This window comes from Collinsella sp. AM44-11 (assembly GCF_003467145.1).
Classification (GTDB): domain Bacteria; phylum Actinomycetota; class Coriobacteriia; order Coriobacteriales; family Coriobacteriaceae; genus Collinsella.
In genome coordinates this window covers 1-16213 of sequence record NZ_QSFE01000021.1, presented here as the reverse complement: position 1 = coordinate 16213, position 16213 = coordinate 1, and the positions used below count along the sequence as shown (strand labels likewise).

The window sequence follows — 16213 nt, the reverse complement described above, 5'->3', positions numbered from 1 at the left end:
CGCCTTTGGTGTTACAGATTTAGATGAAATGGTTAGCTCAGCGGAACTGTCTCGATCTGTAACATCTAACGTCCGAAATCGGCCCTATCCGTTACAGATCGAGACAAACGACCGGTCAGACAGTCCCAACACAAAGAAAGGCTCCCCTCTCGCCCAGTGGACGGGAGGGGAGCCTTATATGTGACCGCGGCAAAAGGATGGCAATACCGCAGTCGCCCAAAGGAAGGGCCTGGTTGCACCGGGCCTAGATAAGGTTCTTGCCAGAGACCTTATCGAAGAGGTGGGTCGCGTTCTTCTCAAACTTGAACCAGATGGGGTCGCCCGCCTTGAGCGCGCCCTTGGCCTCGAGGTCGACGACGGGAATGATCAGGACAAACTGGCCGTCGGGAGCAGTCACGTGGACATGCTCGGTCGAGCCCATGAGCTCGGTCACCTCGACGGTGCCCTGGAGCGCACCCTCCTCGCCCTTGTCGGCAAGCAGAATCTGCTCGGGACGCACGCCGGCCGTAATCTCCTTCACGTCGCCGCCGTCCCAGTTGAGGGCAAGCTGAGCGCAGGTCTCGGGGGCGAGCGCCACGTCCATATCCTCGGTCTTGACGGTAAAGCCGTTGCCCGAGCGCACCAGCTGGGCATCGAAGAAGTTCATCTGCGGCACGCCGATGAAGCCGGCGACGAAGATGTTCGCGGGATGGTTGAAGACCTCCTGCGGGGTGGCGATCTGCTGGACGACGCCGTCCTTCATGACCACGATGCGATCGCCGAGGGTCATAGCCTCGGTCTGGTCGTGGGTAACGTAGATGAAGGTGCCCTTGATCTCGTGACGCAGCTTAATGAGCTCGGCGCGCATCTGGTTACGCAGCTTGGCATCCAGGTTGGACAAGGGCTCGTCCATCAGGAAGACCTTGGGGTCACGCACGATGGCGCGGCCGATGGCGACACGCTGGCGCTGGCCACCCGAAAGCGCCTTAGGCTTACGGTCGAGATACTCGGTAATGCCCAGGATCTCGGCAGCAGAGCGAACCTTGCGGTCGATCTCGTCCTTGGGGACCTTCTTGAGCTCGAGCGTAAATGCCATGTTCTCGTACACCGTCATATTGGGGTACAGAGCGTAGCTCTGGAACACCATGGCGATGTCGCGGTCCTTGGGCGCCACGTCGTTGACGCGCTTGCCGTCGATGAGCACGTCGCCCGAGGTAATGTCCTCCAGGCCGGCGACCATGCGCATCGTCGTGGACTTACCGCAGCCAGAGGGGCCAACGAGGACGATGAACTCCTGGTCGTGAACGGTGAGGTTGAAGTCCTCTACAGCGAGCACACCGTCCTCGGTAACCTTGAGGTTGTGCTTCTTCTCCTCGGTCTTCTTCTTTTTGCCAAAGAAGCCCTTCTTTTTTGACTCGTTGTTGGGATACACCTTCTGAACATGTTTGAGAACGATCTCGGCCATGTCTCTACCTTTCGATACGCGGCGCCGCGCTGAGGGGCGCCGCCAAAACTTGCAAAACAGTTACGGCATCAGCCCTTGACGGCACCTGCCACCACACCGTCGATGATGTACTTCTGGCAGAAGATGTACATGATGACGATGGGGACAACGACCATCATGATGCAGGCCATCATGGGGCCGAGCTCGACGTGGCCATAGCCACCGCGGAAGTACTGGATCAAAATAGGAATGGTCTTGTACTTGGTGGAGTCGAGCGTAAGGTAGGGCAGCAGATAGTCGTTCCAGACCCACATGGTCTCAAGGATGCCGACCGAAAGATAGGTGGGCTTCATAATGGGAAGGACGATCTTAAAGAACACTTGGACCGGGTTGCAGCCGTCGATCATGGCCGCTTCCTCAATCTCGAGCGGGATGTTCTTGACGAAGCCGGCGAACATAAAGACCGCGAGGCCCGCGCCAAAACCAAGGTAGATGAAGCAGATGTTAAACGGCGTGTTAAAGCCGATGCGGTCCGCGAGGTTGGACAGCGTGAACATGAGCATCTGGAACGGTACGACCATCGAGAAGACGAACAGGTAATAGAAGAAGTTCGAGATCTTGCTGTTGACGCGCACCACGTACCAAGCGCACATGGAGCAGCACACCAGAATCAGCACGACCGACGTGACCGTGATGATAAGCGAGTACATAAACGCCGAGGCAAAGCCCTGCTCGTTCAGAGCGTGCACGTAGTTTGCGAGGCCGTTGAACGTCTCGGGCGTGAGCAGATCGAACGCCGTGGTGGTGCTGATTGCGGTCGCTTTCTTAAAGGAATTGAGCGCAATCATGAACACGGGGTAGATCCATGCGAGCGACAGGATCGTAAAGAAGATCGAGAGCGCGCGGTTGATAGCCTTATCGCGTTTCATTACTGCTGCACCTCCTTGGACCTCGTGGCCTTAAGCTGGATCATAGAAATAGCGACAACCAGGATGCAGAAGATAACTGCCTTGGCCTGACCGATGCCCTGCCATGCGATGCCAGCACGCGAATAGAACGTGTTGTAGATGTTCAGGGCGAGCATCTCGGTGGAGTGCGCCGGGGCGCCACCGGTAAGGGCGAGGTTCTGGTCGAACAGCTTAAAGCCGTTGGTGATGGACAGGAACAGGCAGATGGTGATAGTCGGCATCAGGTTGGGGATCTTAACCTTCCAAAACGTCTGCCATGCCGTAGCGCCATCGACCTTGGCGGCCTCGATGTAGTCGGACGGAATGGACTGCAGACCGGCGATGTAGATGATCATCATGTAGCCGACCTGCTGCCACAGGGTCAGGATGATAAGGCCCCAGAAGCCAGCGGCGGAGTTGAGGGCGATGAGCTGGGCGCCCACGTTGGAGAGCAGGCAGTTGATCAGAATCTGCCAAATGTAGCCCAGCACGATGCCGCCGATCAGGTTAGGCATAAAGAAGATCGTACGGAAGATGTTGGTGCCCTTGAGCGCCTTGCGGGTGAGCGCCTGCGCGATGGCCAGCGCGATCACGTTGATGAGCACCGTCGACAGGAAGGCAAACGCCACCGTAAAGAAGAACGACGTGGAGAACTGCGGATCGGACAGCGCGCGCACGTAGTTCTCGATACCGACAAAGTGCGCGTTATTGATGGTAATAAACTGGCAGAACGAGAGATAGAAACCCTGGATAAAGGGAATCACGAACCCGATCATAAACGCCAGGCACGTGGGCAGCATAAAGAGCGGCCACCAGCGCTTGAGTGCTTTGCCCATAGAAGGGTCCTTTCAATATGCAGGGGGCGGGCAAACCTACGTCTGCCCGCCCCCTGTCGCTAATCAGATAGCTTGGGCAGCAACTGCTTACTCGGAAGCAGCCTTCTCGGTCTTCCAGCCATCGACGAAGGCGTTCTTGACGCCGTCCCACTTGGTGTTGTCGGCAGCATAAGCGATGAGAGCCTGCTTGAGGTTCTTCTTCCACTCCTCAGAGGGGATGTAAACGAAGTCCCAAGCGACGGTCTTCTTGCCGTCCTTGGCCATAGCAACGGCCTGCTGTGAGAAGACGTTGGTGGTCTCCTTAGCGCTCTTGAACGGGGCGGTCAGACCCATCTTGTCAGCGATGATGCTGGTGGCGGTGTCAGAAGTGACGCACCAATACATGAAGTCCTCGGTGGCCTTCTGGGCATCCTCGGAAGCCTGGGAGCTGACGCACCAGTAGTTCTCGCCGCCGGAGCACAGGCCCTGGTTCTCCTCGCCATCGACGCCGATGTAGATCGGCAGCATGCCGAGCTGGTCGTCGGTCATACCGGCCTTGGTGAGGTCGGCGTAGGCCCAAGAGCCGTTCTGGTAGAAGACGGCCTTGCCGGTTGCGAACTCGTTGGTGGCGTCGTCACCGGTCTTGGAGGCGAGCTGCGAAGGATCGCAGGTGGAGTCGGTGATATACAGGTCGAAGATCTGCTTAAAGTTGTCGAGATACTCGCCCTTGATCTCGTCGTCCTCCTGATTGTGCTCCTTCTCGAACTCGTAGTAGAGCGGGAGGTTGGCGAGGTGCGTGGTGTAGCGCCAGCTGGAGGAGTCATCCATACCGGCGGAAGTGAAGGCACCGTCAACGCCGAGCTCGTCCTTGCGGGCCTGGATGTCATCGGCGCAAGCCTTCAGCTTGTCGAAGGAGTTGATGTCCTCGGCCTTGTAGCCGGCCTTCTCGAGGAGCTCCTTGTTGTAAATGATGCCGTAGCTCTCCTGAACCCAGTCGATACCCAGATCCTTGCCGTCGGACTGCAGCGCCAGGGAGTCGTCGATGAGCTCGCCGCGGAGCTTGGTGTCGGAAAGATCGGCGCAGTAGTCCTTCCAGTTCTTAAGGCCGGTGGGGCCGTTGACCTGGAACAGCGTCGGAGCGGAGCTCTTGGACATCTCGGACTTGAGCTTCTCCTCGTAGGTGTTGGAGGCGGCGGTCACGATCTTGACCTCGACGCCCTTCTCCTTCTTGTACGCCTTGGCGATCTCCTTCCACTCCTTGTCGACCTCGGGCTTGAACTGGAGGAAGTAGACCTCGGCAGCGTCACCAGAAGCAGAGGAGCCGGAGCCGGCAGAACCACCGCAGCCCACGAGACCCAGACCAAGAACCGCAGCCGCGGAACCAGCAAAGCCCAGGAACTGCCTTCTGCTCATTTCGTTCTTCATTACAATCCACCCTTTCACACCGTGGCGGCACCCTTTGCCGCCGCCTTCGGAGATTGGCTCGGGGACTTTGCCCCTTTTGCTGATTTGTACAATACGCTATTTGGCTAGTTGTTTGAACAAGTATTACTAGAGCGGTAGAAAAACTTCGGTGAACGGTAATTTCGACTTGATACTTGACAAGTTTTGTATAAACAATTATTTGTTATCGAATGCAGAGAAAACGCCCGATCAAGCCGATGCATCGTCGGTTTGACCGGGCGTTTTCGCTTTGAGGGCATGAGTCTCGTCAGGCTGCGAGCTAGCCGGCTATCGCTTGGAATTGACGCGGTAATGGAAGATCTCGGGGTGTGTGCGGGCATGCGTGACCTCGAACAAGATGCCGTCCGAGGTGTACGACTGGCTCTCCATAACGGCGACGCAGTTGTACTTGCCAAGGTCCAGATAGCTGCAGTCCTCATCGTTGGCGAGCTCGACACTCACCGTACGACGGCTCGCCATCACTTTGACGCCGCGCTTGTGCTCCAGATAGCCGTAGATAGAATCCGCCGCGATCTCGGGGGTCAGGCCCTTGGCGACCGACGCCAAAAAGTAGCCATGGTCCACTTGGCGCGCGCTGCCGTTGAGGCTTCGGACACGCACTACGCGAATCAGCTCCTCGCCCACCTTAAAGCCCAGGCGGCGAGAGAGTTGCTCAGTGCAAATCAAATGTTCAAAAGACTTGACCTCGGTCGATGCGACGGCATTGTTGCGTTTTGCGAACTCGCCAAACGACTCAACCTCTTCGAGTGCGCCCAGCATGTCGGTTTCGCCCTTAAGCCAAATAACGCGCACGCCCTTACCGTGTATAGGCTGCACAAACATCTGGTCGGCCAGCATGCTCAAGGCGCGTCGAACGGTATTGCGCGTGCAGCCAAACTCCGCGGTCAGCTCGGCTTCGGTTGGCAGCATCTCCTGAAACGCATAGGTCCCGTTGATGATGCGCGAACGGATCTCGCGGTAGATTCCTTCGTAAATCGCTTTTGGCATGATTTCACCTCTAATGAATATGTATGGCTAGGCACGATAGCATTTCTTAAAGTTGTTTAAACCGATTATCGGTAAAGCACGGATTATTTACCGTCGACGGTTCCCCCGAAACCCAAATCGGACCGAATCAAAACCGTCAATGCGGCAAGCAGCCAGTCCTCTACAATGAGTTCATTGTTTAAACGTTCTTGCTCGCACAGCATGTTGCATCCGAAAGGCATATTATGCTGCAGAAAATCCAACGTTTTGGCGGAGCCATGTTCGCGCCCGCCATGCTGTTTTCTATATCAGGCCTCATGGTCGGCATCTCCGCCCTCGCAACGACCGTGGATATCGTCGGCGACCTCGCCGTATACGGAACCCCCTGGTACGTTTTCTGGACTATCATTCAGCGCGGCTCGTGGACGGTCTTTAAGCGCCTTCCACTCCTTTTTGCCGTAGCGCTGCCCATCGGCCTTGCCCAAAAGCAACCGGCACGCTGCTGCCTCGAGGCACTCGTGGCCTATTTTGCCTACTGTTTCTTTTTGAGCGAGATCATTAAGCTGAGCGGCGACAACCTTGGACTTAAGTACCCGTCGTCTTTAACCCCCGCCAGCGGCATCACCGTCATCGACGGCATCAAGACGCTCGACACCGGCATTATCGGCCCGCTGGCGGTGTCGGCAACCGTCGTTGCCATCCATGACCGCTTCTACGATGCCAAGGTTCCCGATTGGCTCGGCACGTTCTCGGGTTCCTCGCTCGTCTACCTCATCAGCTTTTTTGCCGTGTTTGCCCTTGCCGCCATCTCGGCCGCCATCGTGCCCTTCGCATACGCTGTGACCGAAACGCTGCGCCACGCACTTGCGAGCGTCGGCCCCTTCGGCGTGGGCATCTTTGTGTTTTTGGAGCGAGCGCTCGAGCCCATGGGGCTGCACCATCTGCTCTATATGCCCATCTATTACGACAATCTGGTCATTCACGACGGTATTTACGCCACGTGGACCAACCTGCTCCCCATTCTCTCCCATAGCACGCGCCCTTTAAATGAACTTGCGCCCTGGGCAGGTTTTACCGCCACCGGCTGGGGCAAGCTCTTTGGCCTTCCCGCCATCGCGGCAGCATTCTATTTCACCGCCAAACCCGAACGCCGCGCCGGCCTTAAGGTCATCCTTTTGCCCGCCATCGTCGCCTCGGTGGTCTGCGGTGTCACCGAGCCGCTCGAGTTTCTCTTTATGTTCACCTATCCTGGACTCTTTTTGCTCTACGCCGTCCTATCCTCCTGCCTTGCCATGACCATGAACTTCTTCGGTATCGTCGGCATCTTCTCGGGCGGTCTCATGGAAATGACGGCCTTCAACTTCATCCCACTCATGCGAATGCATGCCGGCTCCTACCTTTTGGCGCTCGGTATCGGTCTTGCCTTTAGCCTCATCTTTTTTGTTAGTTTTCGAGCACTCATCTTGGTCTATGACCTTAAGACGCCGGGCCGCGAGGATCATGTCTCCAATCGCGCGGCAATCGATCGTTTAACGGGAAGCGGCTTTGCCAAAGAGCAATCTCCCAATGGCGAGGTCAGTATTCAATCCGATCAAGATCACGTCCTCGCTGAGCGGGTAATTCAGCTTTTAGGTGGCGTTGGCAATATCGTGGGCGCAACCAACTGCGCCACGCGCCTGCGCGTCGAGGTCGCAGACCCTTCCATCGTTGCAGATAACGCGTCGTTTGTCGCGGTGGGCGCCAAGGGCCTCATCATTACGGGCAAGACCGCCCAGGTGATTATCGGCATCTCCGTTCCCCGCGTTAAAGAGCATTTTGACCAGATCATGGGCCTCGAGCCGGGATTTGTGCCCACCACCTCGGCCTCCCCTGCCGCCAGCGCAGCCCATAAGCGCGGCGATATCTGCTTCTTCGATATCGACGGAACACTCGCCTGGCAAGACCCTCGAGTGGCACAAGAGCTTCCCGAGAGCGAGCGAGACCTCTCCCCCTATCCCAATGAAGCGGTCTCGCAAGCCATCCGTAATTTTGTCGCCAAGGGCAATATGGCGTTTATCTGCACAGGGCGCACGCTGAGCTGCATCCATCCAAAGCTGCTCGATCTGCCCTGGACCGGCATCGTCTGCCTCGCGGGTGGCTATGTCGAACTTGAGGGACACGTGATCCGCGATTTGGCGATGACGCCCGGTATGCTGCAGCGTCTTGCTCCCATTCTTGAGCAATCGGACGAAGTGATTCGTTTTGAGGGACTCAATGGCGTCGTTCGCATGGGTGCCGATGCGCCCGACGCCCCCGGATATGCCCGCACCGTGGGCGATGCAATTACGCAGCTGCAACATTACAGCGCCTACAAGATCTTAATGTCCACGTCGCTTGCCAACCGCATCGCTCAGGATCAAACGTTTGAGCCGCTGCTCTGCTTTAACGAGCTCGAGCTCGAAGTGACCGAGATTTCGCCTCGCGAATGTACCAAGCGCGAGGGTATCCAGTCCGTACTCGACGCTCTCGACCCCAACCATGGAACGGTGTATGGCATCGGTGATGCCAGCAATGACATCTCGCTGATGAACGCCGTCGACGTCGGCATCGCCATGGGCAATGCACCGGACTTCCTCAAGGAAAAGGCCGACTATGTCACCGACAGCATCGACCACGACGGCGTCGTCACCGCGCTCGAACACTTTGGGCTTATCTAGCCAAGCCCCTGCCGCACTTGCGGCCGCATGGACCAATCGTCTTCAACCGCCGCGCTCGACGCCCTAATGTGGCAATATGTTGTCTGCATAATGCAACGATGCAACCTATCAAAGAATGCGAGAACCCGTGTCCAGTCCGTTTACCAGCTTTTTAGCCCAGCACTTTGACCAGATTAACGACTATCTGGCCACGTTCTTTGACGGACAGGCGACTTCCGCCGATATCGAGCGCTACCTGTATACCCCGCTCTCGGCATTTACGGCAAACGCTGGCAAGCGCCACCGCCCGCTCATCTGCATGCTCGCCGCCACTGCGGTAGGCGGCAGCTTTGAGAGCGCCCGCAGCGCAGCGGCGGCCATCGAGCACTTTCAGTCGGGCGCACTCATCCACGACGACATCGCCGACAACGGGCAGATTCGTCGCGGCAAGCCCTGCATGCACCTTACCGAGGGCACCGGTCTTGCCATCAACTGCGGTGACCTGGCGCTCACCATGGTCACCAAGACGGTTCTCGACGACCCCACACTCAACGCAGACGTGAAGCTTCGCGTGCTCCACGAGCTTACCGAGATGATCGTCCGTACCATCGAGGGCCAGGCGCTCGACCTGGGCTGGGTCCGCGACGGGCGCTTTGACATTTCGGTCGACGATTATCTGGACATGGCGACGCACAAGACCGCGTACTACAGCGGAGCGACGCCGCTTGCCGCCGGAGCCATTATCGGCGGCGGCAGCGAAGAGCAGATTGAGGCACTGCGCGCCTTTGGGCTGCACACGGGCCTTGCCTTCCAGATTCAAGACGACCTGCTCAACTTGATCGGCACCAAGGAGGCCGCCAACAAGGACTTCCGCACCGATATCACCGAGGGCAAGCGCACCCTCGTTGCCGTGCATGCCCTGTCAGACGAGCGCTATCACGACGAGATCGAGGCAATCCTTTCCTCGGGCACCGAGGACCCTGCGCAGCTCGCACGCGCCGTGGAGATCTTCCAGGAGACTGGCTCCATCGATTACGCCCACACCTATGCGCTCGACCTGACCGCTAAGGCCAAGGCCGCTATCGAAGGCGTCGAGCTCGACCCGCATGCGCGCGAGCTCTTCCTCTCAATGGCAGATTTCTTTGTGGAGCGCCTTAGCTAGCGGGGGTCATAAAACCTGTGGGCAGCGCGTTTGGGTACAAGTTGCTACACTGTTGAGTGCATGTTTATGCATTGTCTCGCGTTGTCTATCCGACACGCGCTCAAAATAGTACGAATCGTACGCCGAAAGGGGTTCGTTCATGGAACCTATTACCACGGGCATGCAGGGAGCAGCCGTCGAGGATGTTCAGTCCCGCCTTCTGCAGCTCGGTTACACCATCGATGCCGACGAGGTCGCCGACAAGCGCTTTGGCACCACCACCGAGCAGGCCGTCAGCACCTTCAGGCTCGACAGTGGCCTTGCTGCCGGTCATGCCGTCGATATCCCCTGTTGGAGCGCCCTGGTCGACGCCTCGTATAAGCTGGGCGACCGCACCCTGTATCTGCGCATGCCCAATTTCCATGGCGCCGATGTGCAGGCCCTGCAGCGCGCTCTCAACGTTTTGGGCTTTGCCTGTGGCGAAGACGACGGCTACTTTGGTCCGCATACCGAGGCCGCCCTGCAGCAGTTCCAGGAAAATGTCGGCCTGTTTGCCGACGGCATGGCCTTCCAGGACACCTACGCCTACATCAACCGCCTGCATCATGTGTGGGAGGGCAAGCCCTCGGTCACCGAAGCCGAGTCCCGCATCGGTTTTGCTCGCGCCGCCAACGTGCTCGAGCGCTTCCAGATCGCCGTTATCGGTGAGGACCCCATCGCACGCAGCGTTGCTTCGCGCATGTGGAACATCGCCACGGCAACGACCGACAACAGCGGCATGATGCTCTGCGACTCCGAGGTCCCAACCGACGTTGACCTGGTGCTCGAGATCGCAAGCGACGAGCTGCCCGCCGACGCCGCGCCACGCGCCACGATTGCCCTCGCCGAGTGCCACAACCTGGCCCAGCGCATCCGCACCGCCAATGTCGCCGCGCAGCAGAAGCCGGCTCGCATTCGCATTGAGCTCACGGGCATGACGCGCTACAACGGCACCTTCACGGCCAGCGACGCGCAGACGCTCGCCGTACGCCTACTCGACGGCGTTTGCGATGCCCTCGCAGATTAGGTAAACTAGACGAGTTGCTTTTGGGCAACACCACACATTGGGACGTAGTTCAACGGTAGAACTCCGGTTTTTGGTGCCGGCTGTTGGGGGTTCGAATCCCTCCGTCCCAGCCATTAAAACTGAGCGCCCTAAGCCCATAACGGCCCAGGGCGCTTTCTTGTGGGCAAGTGGAGGGATTCGAACCCGCAAGGGTGCGGAGCTGAGGAAACGCGAAGCGTTTTCCAGCGCAGCACGCAAGGAGCGAAGCGACGCAGCGGGGCGCGGATGCCGCAGGCAGACGCGGAATCCCTCCGTCCCACACCAGCCAAGAGCCCCTCACGTCAAGCAAATCGAGCCAACGCCGCCAAGCGGAGGGATCCGAACCCGCAAGGATGCGGAGCGACGCAGCGGCGCGCGGCCGCCGCAGGCAGACGCGGTGTCGACACTTGGGGACGTTCCTAAGTGCCGACATTATAGGAACGTCCCCAAGTGCCGGCTCGGGACTATTTTCGAGGACTCTCCGAAGGACTGTGGCCAAAATACGGCAAATATGAGTACTGTTACCGTTGTAGCTACATTATTTTCGTTAATAAAAGAAGATCTTAATGAGACTTATTCGCATCAAGGTCTTCCTTTAATGAACACTTGAGGAGATACGGCAGCTTATCTGCTCGATCGACACGTCAAATCACCTTAAATGTGGTCAAAATTACTGCTACTAAAAGAGTATCAGTACTCATATTTGATGTTTTTTGGCCACGGCTCTTTATAGACACCCTGTACAGCGACGGTGGTAGATTTCGGAACGTATCCGTCAGCCCCGTTCCGAAAAGCGAGCCGCATGCAACGACCAAGCCACGACAGGCCCCGGGAGAGCGGGGACACCGGCTTAGGTTTATCGCGAGTTCCGCACGAACAGGAGGCCACTTAATGTGGCCTCCGTCGTGAGCAGGACTGTAGAGCAGGAAACCTAAGCCGGTGTCCCCGCTCTCCCGGGGCCGGCGGAATTTAATTGTTCAGCATGCGGTCGAAGCTTCCCGAGTCGCCATCCCGATAGTCGGCGGTCATCAGAATCTCCTGCGGAATGCGCCCGCCTTCACGTAGCACGTTGCGGAACTGCACACGCGTGACCATGGGCAGATCCTTGATCGTCGCCGCCAAGTTCTGCGGCACGCCCTGGTTGGCAGCCGCGGGCTCGCACTCGCCGCCGGCCTTCACGCGACGCTTATGCTCGGCGAGCATGGCGCGGTACATGCCGGCATGCAGGCGAATCTCAACCACATTGGCATTGCGAGCCTGCTCGACGATGCGCGCGCCCTCGCGGTCGATATCGCCCACGTAGTAGACGTAGTTAAAGCGATAGCCGATCTCAGCCAGATAATCGTCCAGGGCATGCGAGACGCTCGCCTTGCATCCGCCGCCAAAAATCACGCCGCCCACCTTGATGCCAAAGAGCTTGGCGTGCTTGCGGCCACGCAGCAGCCTGACGATCTCGTCGTAGGTGTCCAGGTTCTCGACCATAATGAACGGCTTATCGGCGCCCAGCGTAAAGAAACCCGTAAAGTGAACGGGGCGGTTGGGGGCGACCTTAATCGCCTGCATGCTGATGCCCTTTTCGGTCATACGCCGAATTAGGCGCTCGCCGTGCTTGCCGTCAAAGGCCTTCTCATCGTTAAAAATCTGGTAGGCACGCTGGCGGCGCGAGGCAACCGGCGTATCGGCACCTCGGTTTTGCTCGATCCAAGCCTGGATGATTGCGATTTCCTCGGCAATCTTGCGGTTGGACATCTCGTTGTGCTGAGTGCGCTGCGGCGCCTTTTTGCCGTCCTTGCCCTCGACCTTAACAATTTGAGTCTGCTGTTCCTTGATCTTAGAGAGCGCCGTAGGCGTAGGGACAACTTTGAGCAGCTGCCTGCCCAAAACGCGGGCAAGGGCAAACGCCGATACCTCGCCGTGGACGGCCGACTCGGGCTGCTGGGTAGCACTATCAGCCGCGGCAGGCTCAGCCTGTGCATGAGGCTTACGCTTGGAATCTGCCCGGGTATTACGTTCCTGCTTGGGCGCAGACGAGCGCTTTTGCGGACGATCGGACTTGGCCTCCTTCGCCGGCTGGCGCTTGACCTGATCCACCGGAGTCTCGGCCTTCTCATCTCCGTTTTGTGTCGCTGTCTTCTCGGCCGCGGCCTCGGCATTTGAGCCACGACCGCCGCGGTGACGACGACGGCGGGGCTTGCCTGAGGCGCTCTCCCCCGCCTGCTTATCAGCGGTCTGTTGAGCTTTGACCTCAGTGTCAGCCGCAGGCTGCGACTCGGAAGGTTGCTGCTCGCGAGCCGCCGGCTCAACGGTTTTCTCGGTTTGTTCGGCCTTCTCGGCCTGAGCGGTCGGAGCCGGCTCGCCCTTCTCCTGACGCCTTACGGGATACGCGCGCCTCGCAAAACCACGTCCGGGACGACATGAGCCCGGGGCCTTCTTGGCAGACTCCTCAACATCGTCTGCGGCCTCGGAAAGCTCTTCAACCTCATGCGCGACATCCTGCTGCGCAGCCTTAAAGTGGGCACCACGGCGACGCTGGGGCTCCTGGGCCTCCACGGGCTTTTGCTCCTTCGCGGGCCTCTGCGACTCGGCAGCAACCTCGTTCTCAACAGCCTCGGCATCCGTCTCACCCTTTCGAGCAACGGCGCGACGGAAGCGCTCCTGCTGGGCGCGACGCTGCGCATCGCGCTTGCCACCCCCGCCAAAACCGCCGCGCCCTGCCTTGGCCGTAAAGGCACGCACGACGTTCTCATCGAGCAACTCATCGGTATCAACATGCTCACGCGGAGCAACTTCTTCCACAGCAGGCACGTCAGCGGAATCCTCGACGACAAAATCTTCGACGGACTCGGCAGGCTGCTCCTGGGCATCGCGGATCTCGACATTGATGGTATAGAACGCCGGGCGCCCGTTAATGCCGCTGCCCTCGATCTTGGTCACGATATTTGCCGCGATAAGCTCATCGCGCATCGCCTTGGTATCGCATTCCTTATCGACGGAGCGGAAAATCTGCGCCAGCGCGCTCGACTTAATCTTGAGCGCCTTGCGGCAGAGCAGGTCGTAGGCAACCAGCTTGGCGCGCTCGGCAGAAAGCGACGTCTGGCTGCTCAGACGCTCAGCCAGAGCATCGACATTGTTTTGATTATCGGAATATACCGTCTTGGCCACGGGGCCCCTTTCATATGCACACATATACGTCCATATGGTACAACGCACGAGCCTATCCACGCAAAACATCTGCGAGAACGCCCTTGCACCACCTGTTATCACAAGAAAAAAGACCGGGTCCGCTTGATTGCGGACCCGGTCTTTCCGAGTCAAATAGATGGGAGATTCAACCCGTCCGACCGACTAGGCCTTAGCGGCCTCGGCGTCGGCAGGAGCCTCAGCGGCAGCGGCGCGACCGTACTCGGCCTTGCCCATCTCGGACCACTCGGGCTCCTCGTCGGGCATGGAGCCGGCCTCCTTGCCGAAGAACTCCTTGAGGCAGTTGACGGCGACGATGAGGCCCAGGACCATCAGCAGGACGGCGAAAACGAGCTGCAGGCCCTTGGTGGCGGCGACGGAGACGGCGGCCGTGGTGGCGGTAGCCGGGATGGTGCCGAAGAAGCCGTAAGCCTGGACAGCGGTCATGCAGCCCATGGCGCTCTGGACCAGCGAGGTGAAGGTGCAGCAGAGCAGGAAGGCGACGGGCACGTAGAGCATCCAGCCCTTGCGGCCGGTGCACTTGCAGAACACGGCGAGGGTGATCATGGTCATGCCGCCGAGCAGCTGGTTGGAAGCACCAAAGAGCGGCCAGATGTTGGCATAGCCGCCAAAGGCGAGGGCGAGACCGGGAAGCAGGGTGACGACCGTGGCGAACCAGGGGTTGCCGAGAACCTTCATGTAGCCGGCCTTGGACTCGATGGCCAGGGCGTCGTTGGTCTGGGCAAAGAACTCGGAGAACGAGGTGCGGGCGATGCGGGCGACGGCATCGAGCGAGGTCAGGGCCAGAGCGGAGACGTTCATGGTCATGAAGACGGTAGCGAGCGTGCCGTCAACACCGAAGGCCTGCATACCGCGGGAGATGCCAGCGGCGAAGATCTGGAACGGGGTGGAAGCGACGCCGGCGTTGAGGGCACCGGTGCCGGCGGTGTTCATATCGGAGAACATGATGCCGGCGACGATGATGGCAAGGATGCCGACGAAGGACTCGACGATCATGGCGCCATAACCGACCTTGACGGCGTCCTGCTCCTTCTCGACCTGCTTGGAGGAGGTACCAGAAGAAACGAGGCTGTGGAAGCCGGAGAGGGCACCGCAGGCAACGGAAACAAACAGGACCGGGAACATCATGCCAGAAGCGCTGGAGAAGCCGGTAAAGGCCGGAGCGGTGATGGTGGCCTGGCCGTTAACACCCAGGACGACGATACCGAGGACAGCGCAAACGATCATAACGATCATCATGATGGAAGTGAGGTAGTCACGCGGGGTCTTGAGCATCTGGATGGGCATAGCGCCAGCGAAGACCAGGTAGACCATGACGACGGCGAACCACTGGAACTTATCCAGGTAGACCGGGAACTGCATACCGACGGCAAACATGAGAACCATGAGGACCACGCCGGTGACGAACTCGGTAGCACCGGTGAGGTTGAACTTCTTCTGGGCCCAACCAAAGGCGATAGCGACGAAGGTGAACAGGATGGAGATGGTACCAGCGCAGCCGGCGGCATAGGACTTGGTGAAGTCGATGGCACCGGTAGCAGCACCAGAAGCGTCAACGGCCGGGGTGAACATGAACGTCTTGCAGACCATGTCGGTGAAGGCGGCGATGACGATGATGCAGAACAGCCAGCAGAACAGCAGGAACAGGCGACGGCCGGTCTTGCCGATGTACTTCTCGATGAGCTGAGCGAGCGACTTGCCGTTGTTCTTCATCGAAGCGTACAGAGCACCAAAGTCGTGGACGGCGCCAAAGAAGATGCCGCCGACGAGGACCCAGAGCACGACGGGCAGCCAGCCAAAGGCCATGGCGACGATCGTACCCGTGACAGGGCCAGCACCGCAGATCGAGCTGAACTGGTGCGAGAACGCGGTAAAGGCGGAGACGGGCGAGAAGCTCTTGCCGTCCTTCATGCGCTTGGCCGGCGTGAGGGCCTCTTTGTCAACGCCCCACTTGTTGGCCAGCCAGCGGCCGTAGCCCAGATAGCCGCAGGCGAGCACCGCCGCGGCCACAACCATGAGCAAAACTCCGTTCATTACATTTCCTCCTCTAAAAAGAACTTCCTAGACATAAAAAATGAGGGCCGTCGGTTGCGCTCGACGGCCCTCATCTTCATCAGCCGCCCGTTATCGTACGGGCTAGCTGTATGTGCTAACCCGCATCAGATAATTACTACGCTGATAATGTTTAGCTGATGCGTGAACATGTCTAAGAAATCCTCTTCAATCATGATGTGAACGATCCGTGCGTGTTCACATCCCCCAGTGGTTGAAAAGGAGTATGAAACTTTAGTTACCTAAAGTCAACGCAAATTTGTAATGGATTTTCAAATTCTTTTGAATTTCTCGTTATAAAACGCCACTGACCTCGGACTTTACCGAACGACAGTTTTTGCTTGAGAGATGCCCCTCGGGAGCGGGGCGGGCGCCTGCCGCCATATATGAACTTTCCTGCTCGGACAGTCCTGCTCACGACGGAGGCCACATTAAGTGGCCTCCT

At 58.6% G+C, this 16213-nt stretch carries 10 protein-coding genes and 1 tRNA gene; 4 read left to right on the top strand and 7 right to left on the bottom strand.

What is annotated here, in order from left to right:
* Nucleotides 1–244: 244 nt before the first annotated feature.
* The 5 genes from DW943_RS09895 to DW943_RS09875 all read right to left on the bottom strand — a co-directional run bounded on the left by DW943_RS09895 (nt 245) and on the right by DW943_RS09875 (nt 5636).
* Nucleotides 245–1444: an ABC transporter ATP-binding protein gene (locus tag DW943_RS09895; protein ID WP_117862929.1), complete on the bottom strand. Its 1200-nt coding sequence runs from the start codon at nt 1442–1444 to the stop codon at nt 245–247.
* Nucleotides 1445–1512: 68 nt separating this feature from the next.
* Nucleotides 1513–2352: a carbohydrate ABC transporter permease gene (locus DW943_RS09890; protein WP_055252175.1), complete on the bottom strand. Its 840-nt coding sequence runs from the start codon at nt 2350–2352 to the stop codon at nt 1513–1515.
* A complete protein-coding gene (locus DW943_RS09885; protein ID WP_055252174.1) occupies nt 2352–3206 on the bottom strand; it encodes a carbohydrate ABC transporter permease in 855 nt (284 codons plus the stop codon). The genes DW943_RS09890 and DW943_RS09885 overlap by 1 nt, the downstream gene beginning before the upstream one ends.
* A gap of 87 nt (nt 3207–3293) precedes the next feature.
* The gene (locus DW943_RS09880) at nt 3294–4610 is read right to left on the bottom strand and encodes an ABC transporter substrate-binding protein (RefSeq protein WP_055252173.1); all 1317 of its coding nucleotides are present in this window, start codon (nt 4608–4610) and stop codon (nt 3294–3296) included.
* A 306-nt stretch (nt 4611–4916) separates the two neighbouring features.
* Nucleotides 4917–5636, bottom strand: a complete 720-nt coding sequence (locus DW943_RS09875; protein WP_089573620.1) for a GntR family transcriptional regulator — start codon at nt 5634–5636, stop codon at nt 4917–4919.
* Between the two features lie 224 nt (nt 5637–5860).
* Here DW943_RS09875 and DW943_RS09870 point away from each other — a divergent pair, with 224 nt between their 5' ends.
* The 4 genes from DW943_RS09870 to DW943_RS09855 all read left to right on the top strand — a co-directional run bounded on the left by DW943_RS09870 (nt 5861) and on the right by DW943_RS09855 (nt 10610).
* Entirely contained in the window at nt 5861–8311 is a 2451-nt protein-coding gene (locus tag DW943_RS09870) for a PTS transporter subunit EIIC (protein ID WP_117862928.1), read from the top strand.
* Between the two features lie 127 nt (nt 8312–8438).
* Complete coding sequence (locus tag DW943_RS09865; RefSeq protein ID WP_117862927.1) at nt 8439–9452, top strand: polyprenyl synthetase family protein; 1014 nt, start codon at nt 8439–8441, stop codon at nt 9450–9452.
* Nucleotides 9453–9591: 139 nt separating this feature from the next.
* On the top strand, nt 9592–10497 hold the full coding sequence (locus DW943_RS09860) for a peptidoglycan-binding protein (RefSeq protein ID WP_197032236.1): 906 nt from the start codon (nt 9592–9594) through the stop codon (nt 10495–10497).
* Between the two features lie 38 nt (nt 10498–10535).
* Nucleotides 10536–10610 (top strand) — tRNA-Gln (locus DW943_RS09855).
* A gap of 874 nt (nt 10611–11484) precedes the next feature.
* Here the strand turns inward: DW943_RS09855 and DW943_RS09850 are convergent.
* The gene (locus DW943_RS09850; protein WP_158566157.1) at nt 11485–13677 is read right to left on the bottom strand and encodes a hypothetical protein; all 2193 of its coding nucleotides are present in this window, start codon (nt 13675–13677) and stop codon (nt 11485–11487) included.
* A 183-nt stretch (nt 13678–13860) separates the two neighbouring features.
* On the bottom strand, nt 13861–15750 hold the full coding sequence (locus DW943_RS09845; protein ID WP_117802763.1) for a carbon starvation protein A: 1890 nt from the start codon (nt 15748–15750) through the stop codon (nt 13861–13863).
* Nucleotides 15751–16213: the final 463 nt, after the last annotated feature.